At 45.5% G+C, this 22750-nt stretch carries 22 protein-coding genes and 1 tRNA gene; 8 read left to right on the top strand and 15 right to left on the bottom strand.

The features are described 5' to 3' along the window. The 6 genes from Q384_RS05045 to Q384_RS05070 form a co-directional block, all read left to right on the top strand. Positions 1-275 (top strand): transposase (locus Q384_RS05045; protein ID WP_037586372.1); only part of this gene is annotated, 275 nt, incomplete at its 5' end. Continuing rightward, positions 276-833 (top strand): type I restriction endonuclease subunit R, EcoR124 family, encoded by a 558-nt coding sequence (locus tag Q384_RS05050; RefSeq protein WP_084224401.1) that lies wholly within the window; start codon positions 276-278, stop codon positions 831-833. A 252-nt stretch (positions 834-1085) separates the two neighbouring features. Beyond that, the gene (truB, locus tag Q384_RS05055) at positions 1086-2021 is read left to right on the top strand and encodes a tRNA pseudouridine(55) synthase TruB (protein ID WP_037586403.1); all 936 of its coding nucleotides are present in this window, start codon (positions 1086-1088) and stop codon (positions 2019-2021) included. 77 nt (positions 2022-2098) lie between these two features. Beyond that, a complete protein-coding gene (gene rpsO, locus Q384_RS05060) occupies positions 2099-2368 on the top strand; it encodes a 30S ribosomal protein S15 (RefSeq protein WP_037586374.1) in 270 nt (89 codons plus the stop codon). A 248-nt stretch (positions 2369-2616) separates the two neighbouring features. Next, entirely contained in the window at positions 2617-3669 is a 1053-nt protein-coding gene (gene tsaD / locus Q384_RS05065; protein WP_051940482.1) for a tRNA (adenosine(37)-N6)-threonylcarbamoyltransferase complex transferase subunit TsaD, read from the top strand. Positions 3670-3702: 33 nt separating this feature from the next. Continuing rightward, positions 3703-3778 (top strand) — tRNA-Arg (locus tag Q384_RS05070). Between the two features lie 121 nt (positions 3779-3899). Here Q384_RS05070 and ypfJ read toward each other — a convergent pair. The 4 genes from ypfJ to glmM form a co-directional block, all read right to left on the bottom strand. Continuing rightward, positions 3900-4730, bottom strand: a complete 831-nt coding sequence (ypfJ, locus tag Q384_RS05075; RefSeq protein ID WP_037586375.1) for a KPN_02809 family neutral zinc metallopeptidase — start codon at positions 4728-4730, stop codon at positions 3900-3902. Positions 4731-4763: 33 nt separating this feature from the next. Further along, positions 4764-5732: an agmatinase gene (speB, locus tag Q384_RS05080; protein ID WP_037586377.1), complete on the bottom strand. Its 969-nt coding sequence runs from the start codon at positions 5730-5732 to the stop codon at positions 4764-4766. Positions 5733-5794: 62 nt separating this feature from the next. Then, entirely contained in the window at positions 5795-6463 is a 669-nt protein-coding gene (locus Q384_RS05085) for a DedA family protein (RefSeq protein WP_037586378.1), read from the bottom strand. Between the two features lie 215 nt (positions 6464-6678). Then, a complete protein-coding gene (glmM, locus tag Q384_RS05090; protein ID WP_037586380.1) occupies positions 6679-8022 on the bottom strand; it encodes a phosphoglucosamine mutase in 1344 nt (447 codons plus the stop codon). Positions 8023-8185: 163 nt separating this feature from the next. On the opposite strand from glmM, the gene Q384_RS05095 reads away from it, so the two are divergent. Further along, complete coding sequence (locus Q384_RS05095) at positions 8186-8599, top strand: hypothetical protein (protein WP_037586381.1); 414 nt, start codon at positions 8186-8188, stop codon at positions 8597-8599. 29 nt (positions 8600-8628) lie between these two features. Here Q384_RS05095 and Q384_RS05100 read toward each other — a convergent pair whose 3' ends face one another. Further along, positions 8629-9234 carry a thiamine phosphate synthase gene (locus Q384_RS05100; protein ID WP_037586382.1) on the bottom strand — a complete coding sequence of 202 codons (606 nt, stop codon included), beginning with the start codon at positions 9232-9234 and terminating at the stop codon, positions 8629-8631. A gap of 187 nt (positions 9235-9421) precedes the next feature. Here Q384_RS05100 and Q384_RS05105 point away from each other — a divergent pair, with 187 nt between their 5' ends. Beyond that, on the top strand, positions 9422-10741 hold the full coding sequence (locus Q384_RS05105; protein ID WP_037586383.1) for an MFS transporter: 1320 nt from the start codon (positions 9422-9424) through the stop codon (positions 10739-10741). 70 nt (positions 10742-10811) lie between these two features. On the opposite strand, the gene Q384_RS05110 is transcribed toward Q384_RS05105, so the two are convergent. From Q384_RS05110 to Q384_RS05160, 10 genes are all read right to left on the bottom strand, one after another. Next, positions 10812-11606: a 3'-5' exonuclease gene (locus tag Q384_RS05110; protein WP_037586385.1), complete on the bottom strand. Its 795-nt coding sequence runs from the start codon at positions 11604-11606 to the stop codon at positions 10812-10814. 93 nt (positions 11607-11699) lie between these two features. Then, the gene (locus Q384_RS05115; protein WP_037586386.1) at positions 11700-12812 is read right to left on the bottom strand and encodes an enoyl-CoA hydratase/isomerase family protein; all 1113 of its coding nucleotides are present in this window, start codon (positions 12810-12812) and stop codon (positions 11700-11702) included. A gap of 528 nt (positions 12813-13340) precedes the next feature. Further along, a complete protein-coding gene (gene acpS, locus Q384_RS05125) occupies positions 13341-13724 on the bottom strand; it encodes a holo-ACP synthase (protein WP_037586388.1) in 384 nt (127 codons plus the stop codon). Positions 13725-14120: 396 nt separating this feature from the next. Then, the gene (locus Q384_RS05130) at positions 14121-14801 is read right to left on the bottom strand and encodes a CatB-related O-acetyltransferase (protein WP_084224402.1); all 681 of its coding nucleotides are present in this window, start codon (positions 14799-14801) and stop codon (positions 14121-14123) included. Between the two features lie 13 nt (positions 14802-14814). Further along, complete coding sequence (locus tag Q384_RS05135; RefSeq protein ID WP_037586389.1) at positions 14815-17067, bottom strand: glycosyltransferase; 2253 nt, start codon at positions 17065-17067, stop codon at positions 14815-14817. A gap of 6 nt (positions 17068-17073) precedes the next feature. Next, positions 17074-18498: a mannose-1-phosphate guanylyltransferase/mannose-6-phosphate isomerase gene (locus Q384_RS05140; RefSeq protein WP_051940486.1), complete on the bottom strand. Its 1425-nt coding sequence runs from the start codon at positions 18496-18498 to the stop codon at positions 17074-17076. Between the two features lie 288 nt (positions 18499-18786). Beyond that, positions 18787-19227: an acyl-CoA thioesterase gene (locus Q384_RS05145; protein ID WP_037586390.1), complete on the bottom strand. Its 441-nt coding sequence runs from the start codon at positions 19225-19227 to the stop codon at positions 18787-18789. Further along, positions 19214-20167 (bottom strand): lysophospholipid acyltransferase family protein, encoded by a 954-nt coding sequence (locus Q384_RS05150; RefSeq protein WP_037586391.1) that lies wholly within the window; start codon positions 20165-20167, stop codon positions 19214-19216. The genes Q384_RS05145 and Q384_RS05150 overlap by 14 nt, the downstream gene beginning before the upstream one ends. After that, complete coding sequence (locus Q384_RS05155) at positions 20160-20888, bottom strand: glycosyltransferase family 2 protein (protein ID WP_037586392.1); 729 nt, start codon at positions 20886-20888, stop codon at positions 20160-20162. The genes Q384_RS05150 and Q384_RS05155 overlap by 8 nt, the downstream gene beginning before the upstream one ends. Continuing rightward, the gene (locus Q384_RS05160) at positions 20885-22657 is read right to left on the bottom strand and encodes an ApeI family dehydratase (RefSeq protein ID WP_051940488.1); all 1773 of its coding nucleotides are present in this window, start codon (positions 22655-22657) and stop codon (positions 20885-20887) included. Before Q384_RS05160 ends, Q384_RS05155 begins: the two co-directional genes overlap by 4 nt. Positions 22658-22750 lie beyond the last annotated feature (93 nt).

Raw genomic sequence — 22750 nt, forward strand, 5'->3', positions numbered from 1 at the left:
ATGGCTGGCGCGGTTACGACGGTTTGGTTGATGTGGGTTTTGAAAAGCATTTTCGTGTCAATCATGGTAATGATGAATTTTCCGACGGTAAGGGCAATCATGTAAACGGTATTGAAAGCTTTTGGGGCTTCGCTAAACACCGCTTGGCGAAGTTTAAAGGTATTCATAAGCACTTATTTGAAATTCATCTTAAAGAAACTGAGTTTCGTTTTAACCATAGAGAGCAAAATATCTATAAAATCTTGCTTAAATGGTTTAGAACCGAGAAAATTTAGTTGTCTTGTTTTTACCTTGTTTGGTTGTCTTGTCCCAAAGATAAATTCCGTCCCGATAGCGGAGAGCGTGAAGAGATAAACGATGACATCGAATTTGAGCTGGAACTCATTCATCAAATTGAAGTTAATATAGACTATATCCTGATACTTGTCGCCAAATATAAAGAAAGCAACTGCAAAGATAAGAGCATACTGGATAACATCTATAAAGCGGTGCGCGCGAGCGTTCAGCTGAGAAGCAAGAAAGAGCTAATCGAAGAGTTCATCGGTCGAGTGAACGTGCAGACAAAAGTTGAGGCGGATTGGCAGTATTTTGTTCGAGAGGAAGCGGAGAAAGATTTGCAGACTCTAATAGCCGAAGAAAACCTCAAAAACGAGGAAACCCGCAAGTTTATTGAGAACGCTTTCCGCGATGGTTCGGTTAAAACCACCGGGACAGATGTTGATAAAATCTTGCCGCCAGTGTCTCGCTTCGGCGGCGGTAATCGGCGGGATAAAAAACAAGGTGTGATTGTAAAATTACTGAAATTCTTCGAGAAATACTTTGGAATAATGTAGTCGTTGCGGGTAAAAAATGTGCGGCAGCCGCGCGTTATTGAAACGCGGAGAATAGTGCCGAGCCTGTGCTACATCGCGTGATAAATTAAAATCTGTTTTAAGCAAGCTGAAAATACCGATTATTAAGCCGTGGCCATAACAAAAAGCAATACCAATCCATTTTCAGCATTTTACGGTATTCATTACAATACAGCCCTTTGCGTAATTGATTTTTAAAATATTTCTGAAATAATGTTCACCACATCAACACATATGCTTTCTTCAACCAAACTTCCCCGCCGCAAATTATCCGGTGTTTTACTGCTCGACAAAGCCTGTGGTGTGTCCAGCAATACTGCTTTACAGCAAGTACGGCGTTTGTATCGTGCAGAAAAAGCCGGGCATACCGGTGTGCTTGATCCGCTGGCAACCGGTTTATTGCCTGTGTGTTTCGGCGAAGCCACCAAATTTGCTCAATATTTATTAGATGCCGACAAAGCCTATGAAGCCGTTTTGAAACTTGGTCAAGCCACCAATACCGGTGATGCCGAGGGTGAAATCATTGCTGATGTACCCGTAAACGTGCGTGAAACCGCGTTTCAGGCAGCCTGTGCGGTGTTTATTGGGGTGATTAAGCAAACGCCGCCGATGTATTCCGCGCTCAAACACCAAGGCAAGCCGCTGTATGCGTATGCCCGCGCCGGCGTAGAAATTGAACGCAAAGTACGCGAAATCTGTATTCACCGCATTGATATTACACGGTTTGAACCGCCTGAAGCCGGCATTATCGTGCATTGCAGCAAAGGCACGTATATCCGCACCCTTGCCGAAGATCTTGCCAAACACGCGGGTACGGTAGCGCATTTAACTGCCCTGCGGCGCACCCAAACCGCCGGTTTTCTTATCAGCCAAAGCCACACATTAAGCGCGTTAAGTGCGTTAAGCGAAGCCGAGCGCGATGCTTTGCTTTTGCCCTGCGATGTATTGGTGCAGCATCTGCCTGCGGTCAGGCTGGCTGAAAATGAGATTACGCGCCTACAGCACGGCTTGACCACGCGCGCAATACCCATGCAACACACAGAAAATCATGGCATAATATCGCCCTTGCGCGTGTATGGCGAAGACAATCGCTTTATCGGCTTGGTAAGTAGAGAGCCACAAACAGGCTGCCTGAAAGCCTTGCGTCTGATGAGCACCGCCGCCGCGTAATTTGGAGTTTACTTTGTCGGTTTTCGGCTCGGTAAACTTGTCTGCCGCAAGGCTGATTTTTATTTGAGAGTTTAAAAATGGCATTAACCGTAGAACAAAAAGCACAAATCGTTAAAGATTTTCAACGCAAAGAAGGCGATACCGGTTCGTCTGAAGTACAAGTGGCTTTGCTCACTTTCCGCATCAACGATTTAACACCGCATTTCAAAGCCAACGCCAAAGATCACCACAGCCGCCGCGGCTTATTAAAAATGGTGAGCCAACGCCGCCGTTTGCTGTCTTACCTGCGCCGCACCAAACCCGATACCTATCGCGAATTGATTGCGCGTTTGGGCTTGCGTAAATAATTAACTTGAATTTTATTCAATACGCCGTATCTTTGCTTAAGGTTTGCCGAGGCAAAGATACGGTTTTTTTATGCTTGAGCGGCAAGAATGCGGCAAGCCAAACAATAAAATATTCTGCCGCTGAAAAATTGATGCCCGCCTTGGCAGGTATCCGTGAATCTCTTTAGGTCATATTCCCCGCCGTTCTGCGGCAAGGTTATTCATTGTTTTAAAAATGACTTTTTATCTTACTTTTCAGGCAGCCTGTTATGTTGGTATTGGGTATTGAATCTTCCTGTGATGAAACGGGTGCGGCGTTATACGACACCGATGCGGGATTGCTTGCACATGAGCTGCACACACAAATGGCAATGCACGCTGAATACGGCGGCGTGGTGCCGGAATTGGCAAGCCGCGATCATATTCGCCGCTTATTGCCGCTGACCCGCGCTTGTTTACACAAGGTAAATAAGGGCATGAGCGAAATTGATGCCATTGCCTACACTCAAGGACCGGGTTTGGGCGGTGCATTGCTGGCGGGCGCGAGTTTTGCCGCATCGCTGGCGTTTGCCTTGGGCAAACCGTTGATTGGTGTGCATCACCTTGAAGGGCATTTATTGTCGCCGCTTTTGGGTGATGATAAGCCCGAATTTCCGTTTGTTGCGCTTTTGGTATCGGGCGGGCACACTCAATTTATGGCGGTGCGCGGCATTGGGGATTATGAATTATTGGGCGAAAGCGTGGACGATGCGGCGGGTGAAGCGTTTGATAAAACCGCCAAATTATTGGGTTTGCCCTACCCCGGCGGTGCAAAATTATCGGAATTGGCAAAACAAGGAAAACCCGATGTGTTTTCATTTCCGCGCCCGATGTTGCATTCGGGCGACTTAAACATGAGTTTTTCCGGTTTAAAAACAGCAGTACTCACTGCCGTAAACCGCATCCAAGCCGAAGCAGGCAATGCGGTTTTATCGGAACAAACACGCAACGATATTTGCCGTGAATTTCAAGAAGCCGTGGTTGCGGTGTTAAGCCAAAAAGCCCGCGCGGCATTGGCACAAACCGGCTTAAACCGTTTGGTGGTCGCGGGCGGTGTGGGCGCGAACTGGCGGCTGCGTCAGGCGTTAAATCACATCAAGGGCGTTCGCACTTATTTTCCGCCTTTGGCACTGTGTACCGACAACGGCGCAATGATTGCCTTTGCCGGCGCAATGAATTTGGCAAAAGCGCAATCGGCGGGGGCATTTAATGTGAAGCCGCGCTGGCCTTTGAGCGATATTGTCGGAACAACATCGGCAACAGGTTTGCCTTTGGGTGTTTAATTCGGCTAGAATACGCAATTCGTTTTTCAATACGCACCCGTAGCTCAGTTGGAAGAGTGTCGGTTTCCGAAGCCGGAGGTCACAGGTTCGATCCCTGTCGGGTGCGCCAGTTGTTAAGAAGTAAATAAAAAAGGCTGTTCCGAGGTTTTCGGTACAGCCCTTTATTTTGCATTGTTTTTGGTTATTTTTCAGGTAGCCTGCTTTATTTAACAGGCTGCCTGAATATTTTATTAACTGAATGTGTTGCACTGGTTCGGATCGCCATTAACAAATCCGCGCTGAAACCATGTTTTGCGCTGTTCGGCACTGCCGTGAGTGAAGCTATCGGGAACGGCATAGCCTTGCGCGCGTTTTTGAATGCGGTCATCGCCCACGGCTTCGGCGGCATCAATGGCTTGTGCCATGTCGGTTTGTTCCCACATACCGTCTTTTTCGGCACTTTTTGCCCATACGCCGGCGAAACAATCGGCTTGTAATTCCAAACGCACGGATAATTCATTGGACTGTGCTTCATTGCTTCGGGATTGTGCCTGATGTACTTGCGGCAAAACGCCCAATAAGTTTTGTACGTGATGCCCAACTTCGTGTGCAATCACATAAGCAAACGCCGCCGCACCGCCTTGCGCACCCAATTTGTTTTTTAAATCTTCATAAAAAGACAAATCCAGATACACTTTTTGGTCGTTGGGGCAGTAAAATGGACCCATTGCCGCTTGACCGGTGCCGCAGCTGGTGGTGGTATAGCCGTTGTACAACACCAGCGTCGGCACAGTGTATTTCGTGCCTTTTGATTGAAAATATTGTCCCCAGCTGTCTTCGGTTTCTGCCATAACCACCCGCGACAATTGATTGAGCTGTTCTTCTTCCTGCGGCGGCAGCGCAGATTGCTGAACCTGTCCGCTGCCCAATTGCGGTGCACCGACAATGCCGGATAAATCCACGCCGTAGTACATACCGATAAGCAATACGATGATGCCGACAATGCCTGTGCCTTTTTTACCGGCACTCATGCCTCGGCGGTCTTCTACATTGCTGCTTTGTCTGCGGTTTTCCCAACGCATCTTTAGTTCCTTGATAATGGTAAAAAAATACGGTTACAGCTTGCCTGCGACTTTGCGGTTGCGCAATAAACACAGCATATCGGCGGCGATGTGCGCGGCGGCGATGGCGGTGATTTCGGCATGGTCATAAGCAGGAGCGACTTCCACCACGTCCATGCCAATAATATTTAAATCACCCAAAGCGCGAACAATGCTCAAGGCTTGGTGTGAACTCAAGCCGCCTGCTACCGGTGTGCCTGTTCCCGGTGCGAACGCGGGGTCGAGGCAATCAATGTCAAAAGTAATGTAAACGGGGTTTTTGCCGATGATGTGATTAATCTGCTGCACAGCAGCGGCAGTGCCGTTATCGTGTATCCACGGTGCAAACAGCATATTCATGCCCATGAAATCGCTGTTCCAAGTGCGGATACCCACTTGTACTGAAGTTTTGGGATTGATAATACCGTTATTTACCGCTTTATAGAACATTGTACCGTGATTAAGCGAATTTTCATCGTCGTCCTGCCAAGTATCACAATGCGCGTCAAAATGCAGTAAACTTAAAGGTTTGCCGTATTTTTCGGCGTGTGCCTGCAAAAGCGGATAGGTAATGAAATGATCACCGCCGAAAGTAAGCATTTTGGCGCGGCTGTTGAAAATAATATCGCGGGCATGTTGAACAATGCTTTCACGGATTGTCCACGGACGGTGCGCGTCAAACCAGCAATCGCCGTAATCAATGACTGCCAAATCGTCAAATGGATCAAAGCCCCACGGAAACAGATTCAATTCTGCCAATTGCACACTGGCGGCACGAACAGCTGCCGGTCCCAAACGTGCGCCGGGTCGAAAAGTGGTTGCCAAATCCAGCGGCACACCCGACACCACCACATCAGCATCGGTTAAATCACGGGTGTAACGCCGGCGCATAAACGACAATGCGCCGGCATATGTGTTTTCAATGCTTGAACCGATTAAACCCGGGCGGCGAAATGCACCGTCGCCGCACACTGCGTCGGACATAATAAAACCCTTTCCTTAAAAATATATTTTCAGGCAGCCTGAAAAAAGCTGCCTGAAAGACATTAACGTGATTTGTTTTGTTTTTTTGCCAAACGCCGTGCGCGGATTTCTTTAATTTTTTGGTGGAAAAACAAAATCCGCTGTCGTTTTCGCCACCAATAATACAGCAGTACCACAACGCCGAGACCGAGGGCAATATACAATCCTGTTTGGAATTGATGCACTTTGCGCATCAGCCAATCAATATTTTCCGCACCATACGCACCCAAATACACCCAAATTGGCACGGAAATCATCGCTGCCAAGCCGTCCATCAGCAAAAATTGCCAATAAGAAACGCGGCGGCTCATGCCGGCAGTGATGTAAATTGGGGTGCGCAAACCGGGCAGAAAACGAGCAATAAACAAGACACGGTTGCCGTAGCGGTCAAATTTTTCTTGTACTTGAGCATAGCGTTTCGGCGTCATAACCCGCTGCACAAAGCGATATTGCAACAAACGCTGCCCATATACCCTGCCGGCGGCAAACATCAAACCATCGCCTGCCAATACGCCCGCCATGCCCACAATAAACATGGTGTGAACATTGGTGTAGCCCAAGCCGGAAACCACGCCGCCGGTAACCAAAGTGACGTCTTCGGGAATGGGCACGCCAAAACCGCAGGCAACCAAAACCACGAACACCGCCGCATAACCGTATTGGGTAAAAAAGGCTTCTAACACACTGAACATGAGGCAGGACTTTCCATTCGCTTTGGTTAAAAAACCAGTGTTGCTCTATCGGCGGCGGTAACAATAATAAGGTTGGTTATTTTCAGGCTGCCTGAAAATATCTGTATTACATCAGCATTATGGCAAGGCTGAATGCGGTGTGCCATAAGCTGTTCTCTGTATATAAATGTATTGTGTTTTGGTTATCGGCAAGCCGCATTTTTAAAACACAATATTCAGACAGCCGCTGACGTTTCAATGGCGCGGGCAATTTTTTCAGCGGCGGCTTTCGCGGCGGCGGCGTGTTTGGCTTCCACCATAACCCGCACCACAGGCTCTGTTCCCGAAGGACGCAGCACCACGCGCCCCAAATCCGCCAGTTCGCGTTCCACTTCTTCGGCAACGGGTTTGGCGGCAGTCTGCCAATCCTGATCTTTTTGAATGCGTACATTAATCATGGTTTGCGGATAAGGCTGCCAATCGGCAAGTGCTGAGGGCAAGTCTTGATTGAGGGTCTGCAAAGCGGCAAATACTTGCAAAGCGGAAATAATGCCGTCGCCGGTATTGTGTTTATCCAAACACACCACATGCCCCGAGGCTTCGCCGCCCACTTGCCAATCGTGCTGATACAGCTGTTCCAGCACATAGCGGTCGCCCACTTTGGCGCGGACAAAATCAATACCGCGTTCTTTGAGTGCGATCTCCATTGCCAAATTGGTCATCACTGTGCCGACCACGCCGCCTTTCAGGCTGCCTGAAGCGGCGCGGGCTTTGGCAATCACGTAAATTAAACTATCGCCGTCATACACTTTGCCTGTTTTATCAACCATCATCAGGCGGTCGCCGTCGCCGTCAAGTGCCACGCCGTAATCGGCTTCGTTTTGCAGCACGGCGGCTTGCAGGGATTTGGTGTGTGTTGCACCCACTTTCAGGTTGATGTTATAGCCGTCTGGCTCATCACCAATGCTGATTACTTCCGCACCCAGCTCATGAAATACTTTGGGCGCAACATGGTATGCTGCGCCGTTGGCAGTATCCACCACCAATTTCAATCCGCGTAAATTCATGTGGTTGGGAAAAGTGGATTTGCAAAATTCGATGTAGCGATCCACTGCACCGACAATGCGGCGGGCGCGCCCCAAATAGTCAGAACCCACGGTTTGCATGGGTTTTTCCAACTGGGCTTCAATTTCCAGTTCTAAATCATCATTGAGTTTTGCACCGCCCTCAGCAAAAAATTTAATGCCGTTGTCGGAATAAACATTGTGGGAGGCGGAAATCATCACGCCGCAGTCCAAACGCAGCGCACGGGTTAAATACGCCACACCCGGGGTGGGCAAAGGGCCTGTGAGCAATACATCAACACCTGCGGCGGTGAATCCCGCTTCCATTACCGCTTCCAGCATATAGCCGGAAATGCGGGTGTCTTTGCCGATCAGGGCGGTGGCGCGGTGATCATTGCTGTGTTTTACCAAAACTTTGCCGGCGGCATACGCCAATTTTAAGACAAATTCGGGCGTAATCGGATACTGCCCCACTTCACCGCGCACGCCGTCGGTGCCGAAATATTTTTTTACCATGAATTTTATAACTCATTGATGGATTATTTTATTCAATTGTAAAGCAAACCACGTTATTCAACCAGCCGAAAGCAGGAGGCGGACGTGTTAGAATAAATAAAATCATTTGTAAACCATTTGTGCTTTGTTTGCTTTTTGTAATTTGTTTACTTCAGGAGATGTGATGAATACACAATCCAACCACTTGCCGGCTGCGGATACTTTTGATTTAACCGGCGCGGCGCAAATGGAGGCCGAGGAAAAATCGCTGATTATTGACGATGGCTTCGCCAAACAGGCAGAAAATCAAATTTATGAAAAAGAAGAAAAAACAGCGAAAAGCAACGCGGTATCGGCAATAAAGCAAGGGGCAATTTATCCGAAAGCGGAACTGCATACCGATGATTTATCCACTTGCCACGAACCCACCACTGCCGATGAAATGGAATCGGAAGAACGGGATTTGGTGATTGCCGATTCGGTTGAAGCGGTACGAACTTTTGCGGATAAACCGTTGTCTGACGAAGAAATCCGCCGCCGCGCGCTCACCAATGAAAAAAGCATTCACCCCAATCTCAATGATCCGATGGCTTGCTGATTGCCGTTTTTAGGCATTTTCAGGCAGCCTTATGTATTGTCCTGAAAATACTGAAGCAAGGCTTCGGGATTTTTTACCGCCGCACAATCCAATGCCAAGCAAGCAATGCCTGTATTGATTAGGTTGATTGGTTCACCATTATTGATTATGTCTGCCGTGCTTATCGCCATAATCGGTGTTTTTCGGGCTTCTGTAATGATGCGGTGTAAATTTTCCCTGTGTTCTGCTTGGGAAAAATCCGCCTCAAAAGCAATGCAATCGGGTGTGTATTTTAAAGCTGCCGACAGTGCATCTAAAGAATCAATACGCACGCATACCCGCAAATTTGCTTGGCGGATTTTCACCCAATCAACGCAATCGGCATCTTCTTTCTCAATACAAATACCGAACGCCCCGCATTCAATCGCTTCCACCCAATAATCTTGTATCCACAGTTGTGCACCGCCGGTTTTTGCCAGCTGTGCGCTGCATTCAATTTCGCGGTAAAGCCCTGAGCCGAATAAACCGCGGCAGCGCAGCAATAATATTTTTGCACCCGCTTGAATAACACGTTCCGCCCATGCGGCATTGGGTATCAGGGCGCAGAATACTGCCGAAGAATTCGGCGGTAAAAAACAAGTTTCATTGGGAGGCATCGGTGTTTACTTCCTCTATTATTATTTCTGTTATTATTTTAGTATAATTGTGAATTTTATTTAACATGGTTTAATTACGCTAAAGCCGTGTTAAGCATCTTGTTTTTTTGTTTCAGGCAGCCTTATGTTTCAGGCTGCCTGAAACACATTTGCTGTATTTTTACCACACATCATTGGAAAAATAAAAATGGATTTGTTATTACGCATACAGCGTTTACCGGTTGGGCGGTTTCACTACCGCTTGTTGGTGGTTGTGGGTTTGGGTTGGCTGTTTGATGCCATGGATACGGGCTTAATCGCCTTTATCATGACTCGGCTGGCTGAAGACTGGCAGCTTTTGCCCACACAAAAAGGCTGGGTAGTGAGTGTTGGTTTTGTGGGCATGGCAATCGGTGCGGTGCTGGCGGGTGCGGTTGCCGACCGTATTGGCCGTAAAACCGTGTTTGTCGGCACATTATTAATTTACAGCATTGCCACGGCTTTGTGCGGCATTGCACCCAATTTGATGTTTTTGCTGATTTTCCGTTTTATCGTGGGCTTGGGCTTGGGCGGACAATTGCCGGTGGCGGTGAGTTTGGTGAGCGAGTACATTCCGGCAAAGGTGCGCGGACGGTTTATTGTGCTGCTGGAAAGTTTTTGGGGTTTGGGCTGGCTGGCAGCCGCGCTGATTGCCTATTTTGTGATTCCAAGTCATGGCTGGCAGGCGGCGTTTTTTATCGGCGGTATTCCTGCGGTTTATGCGTTGCTGGTGTGGTATGCCATTCCTGAATCCATACCGTATTTAATTATGCGCGGCAAAACCGAAAAGGCGCATCAGATTATCAGCAATTTGGAGCGTGAAGCCAATATTGAGGTTGTCAGCACCATTGAGGTTTTACCGGTATCGCAGCAATCGAATATTAGTTTTGCCCAGCTGTGGTCGCCGCCCTTTGCCAAACGCACGTTAATGTTGTGGTTAATTTGGTTTGGTATTGTGTATTCGTATTACGGCATTTTCACGTGGCTGCCCAGTATGCTGGTGCAGCAGGGCTTTAATATCGTGAAATCGTTTGAATACACGTTAATTTTGATTTTGGCGCAATTGCCGGGCTATCTGGCGGCGGCGTGGCTGGTTGAAAAATGGGGACGCAAAACCACATTGGCGGTGTTTATGGCGGCTTGTGCCGTGAGTGCTTATTTTTTCGGGCAGGCAGATTCAAACAATGGCATTATTGCGTGGGGCTGTTTGCTGTCGTTTTTCAATTTGGGCGCGTGGGGTGTGCTTTATACCTATACGCCCGAACAATATCCCGCCAATATCCGTGCGTTCGGTTCGGGATGGGCTTCTGCCATTGGGCGGGTTGCCGGCATTATCGTGCCGTTGGTGGTAACGCACATGATGAGTGCGGCCGGCGGATTTAACAGCGTGTTTTTGATGTTTACGGCTGTTTTTCTGGCGGTGGCGGCGGTTGTGTTGCTTTTGGGCGAAGAAACCCGAGGCAGAACATTGGAAGACATCAGCCGTTGATGCTTTTTTATTAAACCAAACGCGGCACATGATGTTTTGTGTGCCGCGTTTGGTTTTTTGTGCGATTAAATTATTGTGTCCATGCACCCAAAAACTCTGCCCAATGCGCACCGCTTTGCTGTTGCAAATGGGTTTTGAGTAAACGGATTTCTTGCTCGTAAGCGTCGGCATCTAAAAAGCCGCGCATGAGGTCAAAGCGCAAATACATTAAATAGGTGTTGGCGGCATCGGTTTCGCAATATTGACGGATTTCCGCCAACTCGCCGCGTTGATACGCTGCCCAAACTTGGCTGCCGTCCATGCCCAATTTGCCGGGGAATCCGCATAATTTTGCCATGTCGTCCAAGGGTGCGTTGGCGCGGGCTTGATAAAGTGCCAGTAAATCCATTAAATCGCAATGGCGGGTGTGGTAGCGGCTGATGTAGTTATTCCATTTAAAATCGCGGCTGTCGGCAAAATCACCCGCACCCATATCCCAATACCGCGCGGCACTGATGCCGTGAATTAAGCCGCGGTAATGCAATACCGGCAAATCAAAACCGCCGCCGTTCCAGCTCACCAATTGCGGCGTGTGGGTTTCCACCAATTCAAAAAACTTGGCAATTAATGTTTCTTCCGTGTCGCCGGTATCGCCGATGCTGCCGACACGGATTTTATCTTTGCCCCAGCGCATACAGCAGGAAATGGCTGCCACTTGCTGTAAATGCAAAGGCATAAAATCGCTGCCGCCGGTTTGGGCGCGGCGTTGCTGCTGCATCCACGTAACCACATCGTCGTCGCTTAACTCATTGCCCAGCTGGTATAAAATCCGAATACCGGCGGCATCGGGTATGGTTTCAATGTCAAAAGCCAAAATCGGAATCATCATATTTACCTCTCGGCAGCGGAGCGAATTTATCAGCGCGTTTATTTTAGTGCAGACGGCTTATCGTTATCACATATTTTTCACCCGAATGGATTACCACGCCGCAAACGGATGTTCATTTTCGGCAAACGGGCTGACAAAATAGCGGTCAATATCATCAGCGGTGTATTCGGATAATTTTTTTTGCCAGCGCGGGTTTTTGTCTTTGTCCACCAATAGCGCGCGGACGCCCTCTTGAAAATCACCGTTTTGGCAGCAATGCAAAGCCACAATTAATTCCATGCGGAAAATTTCAGGCAGCGATTGGCGCGGCGCAGATTCAAAAATACGCCACACCAAAGCCGCGGTTGCCGGACAGCCGTTTATATAATTATCAAACGCTTGTTTGAGCCAATTGTCGGTCTGATGCACTGCATTTTTATGCAGAAAATCATCGGTAGCGGCAAGCGAGCCTTGGTGAGTGATGCGGTGAATCAGCGCAGCGTGTTTCAATAACAGGCTTTCAGGCAGCCTGCCGGTGTTGTGGCAGCTTTGCAGCGTTTGGGCAGTCAGCGCGTGGTTGTCTTGCACGTTTTCTTGCCAATTGGTTTGCTGCAATGCAAAGAGCAGCGTGTTGTACGCATCGGCAGGCAGGGCAAAATCTGCCAAATTTCCAAGCAGTGCGTCATTGCCGTTAATCGGCGCACCCGTTAAGCCCAAAAATAAGCCGCTTCTGGCGGGCATGTGCGGTAAAAACCAAGAACCGCCGGCATCGGGAAATAAGCCGATATTGATTTCCGGCATCGCCATGCGCGTGGTTTCGGTAACAATCGTATAAGCGGCAGCCGCTGCCACACCCAAACCACCGCCCATAACAATACCGCTTGCCCACGCGATAATTGGCTTCGGATAAGTGTGTATTTGGTAATCCAGCGCGTATTCACGGCTGAAAAAATTCAAGGCATATTGATTGGGAAAAGCAGAATTTTCAAGCATATTGCCGTAAAGTGCACGAATATTGCCGCCGGCACAAAATGCTTTTTCGCCGCTGCCGCGAATCAACACCGCCGCAATATTCGGATTGTGCCGCCATTCGGTTAGCTGGGCAGACAAGGCTTCAATCATCTCGGCATTGAGTGCATTGAGCGATTTCTCATCGGCAAGCACGGCAACACCGATGCTTTTGCCATTTTGAGCGGTAAGCGTATCGAATAAAACGGACATCATTATCTCCTCAATGTGTGTTTTTGGTATTTTTATTAACCGCCATTATAGCGGCTTATTTTACAAGTCATAAATCCATAACATGAAAAAAGTGAGCGATTGCAGCTGTTTTTTTTGATTGGCTTTTCAGGGGCTGATTTTTCAGGCTGCCTGAAAACAAAAAGCCTGCTTTGGATTAAAGCAAGCTTTCGGTATAGTGGGGCTGTGCAGCAAAAAGCCCCATTCGTAGTGGGGCTTTTTGTAGTCAAGCCAGTCCTGGAAAGGAGTGGTCAGACAATGAAACTGTCTATTGCCGTAGGCAAGTTTCGATTGACTGTCAAAATTGACATTAGGGTTATCTTAATGTTAATCATGTTGATTAGTCAATAGAAATAAGCCAAAAACAAAAAACTTTGGTTTCCGTCAATCTTCGGGTTGGCGGTTTTTCTTTCCGCCGATTTAGAAACTGCCCGCCCGTTATCTTGATCTTGCCGTGTGCGGTGTCGTTGAAGCCGTTTCCTTATTGATTTTATTCATTTTCAAAAACCGACATCATGCTTTTTCTGCCACCACAAAAGCCGTGATGTAATCTGCTTCATCGGACAGGCTTAAATGGATTTTGCCAATGCCTCTTTCAGCAAGCCAGTTTTGCAAAGGGGTTTCCAGAATAAATTCAGGGCGGCCCAAGCGGTCATGCCCGATGCCGATGTTGTGCAGCGTAACCGGACTGCGCAAACCGGTATGCACCGCCTTGGAAAACGCTTCTTTTGCCGCAAAACGTTTGGCAAAAAACAAAGCATTTTGATGCGCCGACGGGCATTCCAAAAGTTCAATGCGCGTGAGTAATTTGGCTGCTACTGTTGCCACACCGTGGGTTTTGCATATTTTTTCCACACGGCTGAGGCTGACCAAATCGGTACCGATTCCATAAATCATTACTGTCTTCCTTTTATCTGATGTGCAAAAACCCCCGTTCTTCCAGTTCGGTGTTTTTTGCTGTTCACAGCAGAACGAACAAAACAGATATTGTGCACCCAATCACTTTAATATTCAAAGTCTTTAAATTTGGATGATGCTCAAACGGTGAATAAATTCGCAAAAGAACCCCATTTTTGGCTGTTTTCGTTTTGTGTTTAATTGGGTGTTGATGTATTAAAATAAATAATATCAAATAGATAACTTGTTTTAATTCAGTTATGCAAAAAATATTGATTGGCTGCCTGAAAAAGGTAAGCGTTTCGCAAAAATACGGTAAATGGTTTATTTCGGTATAAATCGAACAGGAGCAAAAAATCTGTGCGTTGGAAGGTGATGAGAATCAGCCATTGCCAATCAAGATAAATCTTTAATTTTCATTATTTGCTCTATGGCATTATCGATATTTGAGAAATCAATACCATTTAATTGACTAATATCCAAACTCCACCATTTTAATAATAAAAGCTTATCTATAGTATTTTTATCAAAGCGATATCGAATAATTTTTGCAGGATTCCCGCCAACAATTGCATAAGGAGGGATATTTTTAGTAACTATTGCACCAGCACCAACCACTGCGCCATGACCAATAGTAACGCCTGCTTTAATCATTGCATTATTACCAATCCAAACATCAGAACCAATACTCACTTTAGGGTGATGAATATGATGTTTAGATCGTTTTAATTTCTGATATTCCGGAATATTATTAAACCAATTGGCATTATATTGAAAAGTATGCGTGCTTAACCAATTTACAGGATGGTTAGCTAATCCAATTTGAATACCTCTGCCAATAGAGCAATATGCACCAATATAAACATTTGGATAAATAACACTATTCCAGTTGATAAAAGTATATTTATCAATGGAAACATTATTTTTTATTTGAACGTTGGGTGAAATATGCACAGGAGAACATAAAGATACTGTTGGGTGCAACATTGCGCTTGGTGAAATAGTAGATCCGCACTGAATCAGTTCATTGCGGTCTATATCTGATAATAAATACCAAGATCCATGAATAATAGCCATATTTTCTATTCAATTATATAAAGGTATCATGCAATATACTTGCGATAGCAGATACCGAGTGCTCTTTTTGGAATAATTCACGCGCTTGATTTTCAACCGATAACCGGGTTTTTCTATCAGAAATAACAGAAAAAATATGATTGGCAAATTTATCAGGGTCATTGGTTACCAAAATTGAATCAGGATAATTTTGGTAATTAATACCCTCAACGGCTTTGTGGGTAGCCACAATAGCTTTTCCATATGATAAAGCTTCAATAACTTTAATTTTCATTCCTGCGCCACCTAAAATAGGTGCAATACAGCAAGCTGAAGAATGATATAAAGGAGCTAAATCAGGAACAATACCTAAAATGGCTAAATTAGGGTATTGATTCCAATCAATATCTTTGGTTCTAGAAATATTCCCTGCAATTGCAATTTTTATATCTTTTTTCAAAAGAAGTAATTTTGGAAGAATTTCATTAAGAAACCATTGTAGTCCGCTGATATTAAAATTAAGCAATGACCCAACATACAAAATATCATAATTATAATAAATAAAATTTACCTGTTGAGAAATAGGGGGTATAAAAGCAGGTATCGTAACTACTTTTTTATCGGGTGATACAATCTGTTTAAATAACTCAGCTTCTAATGGATTTATTGCTAATAAAATATCGGCGCGATTTAATGCTTTATGTTCACTTTCACGAAAACAATCTAAATCAATATCCATATTTATCTTATTGATTTCTTGATCTTCTTTTATAAAATTAGTCTGATAATCATGCGTATCAATAATAATTTTTCCTTGATAGTTATGGGGAATAACACGAACTGTTTTTGTATAATTCAAAAATAAGTAATCAAATTTTTTCTCTGCCAATCGTTTATTGATGAATCGAACAATTTTATCAGGGCAGCTATATTTATTGGATATTTCATTTCTAGTATTTTTTCGTATAAATAATTTAGTTATTTTGCTTTTTAATCGATTTAGCTTTGATAAATTATCAAATTTTGGATCTTTAAAAACACTCACATTAGTGATATTGGGATAAACAGATAGTAGCTCTTCAGCTAAATCAGTACTACTTTTATCTTTAAAACTAGTGTTTAAAGCGACAAGCTCCACTTCAAAATAATTATCGATTAACCAGCGAATAATAGTGTCAATACGTAATTGGCTACCTCTGTATATAGGGTAAGGGAGTAATGGAGATAATAACAAAACCTTTTTCTTTTTTTCTACCTTTTTCCCTAAAATATGAACAATATCAAAATCGATTAATTTAGTTTCATTTCTAAATGATTCACCGCTTTGAATTAATTCTGTTTCAAATCGGCCAAAAGAGTAAACAGAATGAAGTAGGTGATATAGAAAGCAATTGATTTTTTCTGAATTGGATTTTTTCTTGTTATGTAGATGAATCACTGCATCTGCTATTGAATGGCAAGCAATAGCCAGACCATCATGCGCATAAAAAGCATTACCCAAACATAAAACTTGTTTCCCAAATAGTAAACCGCTTAAGCCAACTCCAGAGTTAATTAAAATAATAGTATTTGAAATTTCGATTAAATCATATACGTTAGTATCATCAGGTACATAAAATATATTATCTGATTTAATTGGATAATAAGTAGTCTCTAATGGGTGCTTTTTGAGGAGAAAAATCCATTCAGAATTAGTTTTATCATTTATTTGTTTATCAATTTGATGAATATCATTGATAAATTTCGCTACTGATTCTGCAAACCCTGAAAAATATTTAATAACTGTATCGTTGGGACGTTGTAAGGGAACAAAAATTACTTTTTTGCCTTGCATTCCTATTTTTTGGCGTAGAACTTCTCCACTCAATCGCTCACTTTGTTTTTCTAAGTTATTTAGCCCACAACGGAATTCTTTAATATAATCTATAACTTCTAAATTTTGTTCATCAGTTAAAGGCTTATCCCATGATTTTGGGTGATAGCTTTCAGAATCAAAATTGAAACCGGAATCAAAAAACCATGAATTTGGCAGTGCACCACGATCACTGGTTATTGTGGTAATGTTTTTCTCTTTTAATTTTTTGTAACAAGTTAATCGTTTATTGTTTCCATATGGATTAGGCATTAAAACTTGATCTATTTTATGACTATTTATAAATTCAACAAGCTCCATTACTTTTGGAAAATCATGCTCTCTTTTATAAGTTATATCTCCCAATAATTCAATAACTTGATAAATAGATTTACAGAAACTGCTGTTTTCTTTAGATAAAATAAGTGTTTTCATTAAAAATTACCGTCCATACCAATCATCAAATCGTACAATATCGTCTTCGCCCAAATACGTCCCTGATTGTACTTCAATTAATTCCAGCGGAATTTTCCCCGGATTTTTTAAACAATGTTTCACACCAACGGGGATATAAGTGGATTGATTTTCAGTCAGTATGCGTGTTTCATCACCAATCATGATTTCAGCCACACCCCTAACCACAACCCAATGTTCTGAACGGTGGTGATGCATTTGAATTGATAATCGGGCATCGGGATTAACCACAATTCGTTTCACTTGGAAACGATCGCCGTGTTCCAGAGTGAGATAAGTTCCCCACGGGCGGTGGGTTAAGCTATTTTCAGTGGCTTCTTTCACCTTATTTTTCAGTAGTGTATTTACCAGCTTTTTGGTGCTTTGTGTGGTATCTTGGTGTTGCACCAACAGGGCATCAGGTGTTTCTACAATCACCAAGTCTTGAACACCTTGTGCGGCGATGAGCCGATCGGTGGTTGAGTAGATAAAACAGTTGCTGACATCATCAATATGAATGCGCCCAATGGTAATATTATTGGATTCATCTTTTGGGTATAAATGTGATAAAGAATCCCATGAACCAATATCCGACCATTCTGTTTTCAAAATTGCCATGGCGGCATGGCGGGTGTTCTCCATAACCGCATAATCCACAGAATCACTGCCGCTTTTTTTAAAGGCTTCTTTATCAATACAAATAAATTGATTTTCTTGCGTTTGGTTTTGCATGGCGCGGCAACATGCCGAATAAATATCGGGGCGGAATTGATTCATTTCGGTTAGAAATAAATCGGTATCAAATAAGAAGATGCCGCTGTTCCAATAATAATTGCCCGCATCAAGGTATTCTTTTGCCTTAATTTTGTCAGGTTTTTCATGAAATTTTTCAATACGGTAAATTAAATCCGGCTCGATTGTGTCTGATTTTTGCAGGTAGCCGTATCCGGTATGTGCTGACGTGGGTTTTATGCCCAGTGAGATTAATAAGGGTTGATGTGTGCGTTGGGCAACAGAATGAATTAAATCTGCAAAAACAGAATTATCTTCAATAAAATGATCCGCCGACATAATCAGCAATTGGATATTGGCTTCCTTTTCGGGCGGGCACAATTCCCGTGCTTTTAGTGCAGCCAACATAATTGCCGCTGCCGTATCTTTGCGCTCCGGTTCTAAGATAATGGTTGCGTTGATGCTGATTTCGTTCAATTGTGACTGGAGAATGAAGCGATGTTGTTCATTGCAGATAATAATCGGTTGCTCGCATTGGATATTTTGTAAGCGATGAAGGGTATCTTGTAATAATGAACTGTTTTCATTCAATCGAAGAAATTGTTTCGGATAGCTTTGTCTGGAAATGGGCCAAAGCCGAGTCCCTCCTCCCCCCGACATGACGACAGGAAAAATTTTCATTTTATGCTCCTGACGTTAGAAAACTGAAGCCGAATTCACTTGCAGTTAAGTAGTTCACAATCAATCCCCCTTACAAAAAAGAAATACTTCATATTGGCTAAGACATGATAAATAGCAGTATCAAATTGATTCAATTAAAAGATTTTTACGATTATATTATAATAACATTATAATATAATTTCACACACAACGTTAAGTGAAATTATTTTGTATTCCAAAATTTTTTTTGATTTGTATCAAAAAAATGCGCCACCCATTCGGTGGCGCAGATTATTTCTACTATGTTCATCATTGCTTTTGTGCCAAATACCGCCGCACTGCTGTTTGCCATGACTCGGGCGTTTGCAATTGCATTTCGCCGCTGATGATGTTTACTGCTGCTTGGGTGGTAGTGGCTTCGGTGAGTTTTTCGTTGCTTGCGGCATCGCGAATGATGTAGCCGCACTTCAGATAGGTTTCATACTCCAATAGGCGCAATTCTACTTGCAGCTTTTGTCCAAACTGTGCCGGCCGTATGTACTTCAAATCCATTTTGATGATGGGCCAGCCGAAGCCGTGTTCCCGCATAACGGTGTAATCGTATTGCAGTGCAGACAAAAAGGCGCAGCGGGAAACTTCCAAATATTTAACGTAATGTCCGTGCCAGACGATGAACATGCTGTCCACATCAAAAAAAGGCACGGTGATGTCGGTGAAATGACTGCAATAAGCCGATTCAGTGCGGCGCATGTTGATTCCAAAAGTCGTAAAAATTAAACCATTGCAATGGGGCTAAACGGCACATGGCGGTGAGTTCATCGGCAAAATTCTGTGCCAATTCAGATATTTTTTCTTGGCGGTTTGTTCGCTGCCATTGTGGTGTGCCGGCGAATTTCTTTAAATGTAATTCATATTGATTTTGTTTTTTAAGACAAAATACGGTGTTGAGCGGTGCTTTTAATAAACCCGCCAATAGCCACGGCCCCTGCGGCAATTGGGCAGATTCTCCCAAAAACAATACTTCTGTGGTTTTGTCACCGCGAACGGGTATTCGGTCGGCGGCGATTGCCAGCCATTCGCCGCGCTCAAGGCGTTTTTGCAGGTCCAGCATTAAGGCGGCATCTAAATCGGTTACTTGAATTAAATGTATGTCATCAGCACCGGCTTCTTTTAATGCCTGATTAAATGCTTGGGCATGGCGGCTGTGTACCAATACGTTCAAAACAAAACCTTGATGATGATGCACCAAGGCGCGGCAGATTTCGGTATTGCCTAAGTGAGCGCAAATAAAGATTTGCCCGTGCTGCCGCTCGCGGATGCTGCGGCGAATGTCGGCGTAAATATCATCGGGGTCGTACAAATTCAAGTCGGCATAGGTGATTTTGTGTTGCCACACGGAGAAACGGTCGGTAATGGCTTCGGCAAAGGCAAGAAATTGCCGCCATACCGCGCTTTGTTTCGGCAGGCTGACATCGGGGCAGCGGCGGCGCAAGCGTGTTTGGTAATCGCGGATACATCGGCGTTGATGCGGTGCGGTCAGAAAAAAATACGGCAATACGGCATAAATACACAAGCGCAATAAACTCGGCGGGCAATGGCATGCCAGATGGGCGGTCAGCCGCAGGAAAAAACGGCTGCCGCGTTCATTGTGTGCCGCCCAATGATTGGGTGAATTGGCTGTTTTATTCATGAAAAGGCTGCCTGAATAACCGCCGCCGCAGCATTTTAAAAAACAAGCGTGCGTGCATTTTGGAAATTAAGCCATTGTCTGCCCATACGCGAAAATGGGATACGCCACCGTCAATGTAGCGCACCGGTGTGTCAATCCACACCATTGGGATACCGCGCCAATGGGCGTGTACCAAAATTTCGGTGTCAAAATCCATGCGGTTGCCCAAATATTCTCGGCGCACAATCGGCATAACGGCGGCAAGCGGATACACGCGAAAGCCGCACATGCCGTCTTTCAATTGCAGTGAGCCGCTGTTTACTGTAATCCAAAAGTTGGTGATTTTTCGCCCATATAGCCGCGACTTGGGCGCATCGCTGCCGTATAGGGGGTGTGCACAAATCAAAGCCTCGGGTTGTTGTTCGGCGGCGGCGGTGAGCTTGGCTGCGTCTGCCAAACAATGCTGTGCATCGGCATCAACTTGCAATACATGGGTAAACCCTGCCCATTGAGCAGCCAGCAGACCCATTTTCACCGCACTGCCTTTGCCGCCGTTTTTTGCCCGCTGCAAAATGGTGATGTTTTCGTCGCATTCAGACAATCGGTGCAGCACGTCTCGCGATGCCGCGTCTGAACCGTCGTCCACAATATACACGGGATAGCCTTGCGCGCGCATGGCTGCTGCCACGATGCCGATGCTTTGCAGGTGGTTGTAATGCGGGATTAGGGCAACCAATTTCACGCCGCCGCCCCTTCTTTGGTTTGGAAAACAATGCGCCCGCCGGCACACACGGCATCTGGTGTGCTGATTTGAAATAGCAATTTGTGTTTATCCGTTTGCCACGTTAAATGGATGGTTGCGGCATCGGCAGGGCGCAGGAAATGCTGAAATTTGAGGTTTTCTACGCGCAACACCGGCTCTTGAGGCAAAGGCAGGATTTTGACCAAATCCATTACCCACTGCAATTCCACGACACCCGGCACCAAAGGAAAAGTATCAAAATGGCCGCTGAAATAAGCCAAATCCAGGGGTATGGCTGCCTGAAAAAACCATTCATTTTCCGATTGTGATTTTTCAGGCAGCCATTGCGCTTGTATCGGGCGTTTCTGCCACAGCATTGCTACATCGCGCGCCAAGATTTTGCCTTGCTGATTGCGCGGCAAGGCGGTTTCAAAACGCCAATAACGCGGGCATGCCGGTGCATCAATCTGCTGAAGCAAACGGTTTTTTAAATGTGCGACCAATGCCCTGCGCCCTGATTGACGATAGGCTTGAATGCCTGCTGCATTTAATGCAACCCACGCGCCCAAGCGGTTTTTTTGCGGGTGTTGTGCGCAAACGGCATCGGCAATCCATTCATCGGCGATTAGGGCTTGTTCCACTTGCGCCAAAGAATAGCGTTTGTCGGCAATTTTAATTAAGCGGTCATGCCGCCCCATGATTTGAAAACCGTTGTCATGGTGTTGAATCACATCACCGGTTATCTGAGAATCTTGACACCACGGACTGCGCACCGACAATATGCCTGTGTCGTCAGTTTGGGCGTGTACATCGGGTAAAAATTGCCAAGTATTCGGGTATTGGCGAGCGGCAATCACACCTGTTTCGGTGCTGCCGTAAATTTCTGTTGCCGCGGGCAAACCCAAATCCATGATGTTTTTTGCCGCATCAACGGGCAGCACGCCGCCGCCGCAGATAAATTGGGTGTGTACCAATAGATTTTTGTCGCTGTTGTTATTCAATAAGGCGTTGAGTAAAGTGGGACTGACCACGGCGATGTTGTTGGGATAATGCGCCGCATATTCCAACAGCAATTCGGGATAAACACATTGACGGCGCAGTATCGGCCAAGCGGCAATCAGCGGCAGCATAATGCGAAACGTGAGTCCATACAGGTGCTGCGGTGAAACACTGCCGATAACCGCGTCGGGCGAATGGTGATGCCCGTCGGCAAAGCGTGTCCAATGTGTTTTCAGGCAGCCGCTGAGTGCGTGCGCCTCAAGCAGCATTTGTTCCCATGTTTTTACCACCCATTTGGCATCGCCGCTTGAGCCGGAAGTTTTCAGCAGAATGCGTGCATCGGGTTGAAATACGGCATGGGCATAAGCAGCAGCGGCAGTGCCGTGATTGTGTTTTTCCAAAAACAGGCGCATTAATTCGTTTGCGCGCCAATGCGGTAAATGGGCGGCAATATCATCGCTGTCGGTGAGCCAAATATCGGCGTGTTGTTCTGCATCGGCAATGGCGGCAGCGGTTTTGCTGCCGGGCAGCACGGCTTGGATTCCCGCAAAATGACACGCCAGCAAGGCGTATGTCATTAAGGCGGCATCATCACACCAAACGGCAGCGCGTTTTATCACGTTGTCGGTTAAATTTGCCGCCAAATGCGCCGCCGCGTTGAATGCGTCTTTGCGGCCTAATAATGGGTCCAGTGCCAGCGGTTTGTCTTCGATGTGTTCATCGCAGGACAAAACACAGTCTTTCCATGTCAAAGTTTGCTGCAATACCAATGTGATTTCCTTTTTTCAGGCAGCCTGTTTGCTTTGTGTGATGAATTCACTTAAAACGCGGATTTGTTTGTACACGTGCTGATGTGCTGAAAA

Origin of the sequence: Stenoxybacter acetivorans DSM 19021, from assembly GCF_000745895.1 — a bacterium.
Taxonomy (GTDB): domain Bacteria; phylum Pseudomonadota; class Gammaproteobacteria; order Burkholderiales; family Neisseriaceae; genus Stenoxybacter; species Stenoxybacter acetivorans.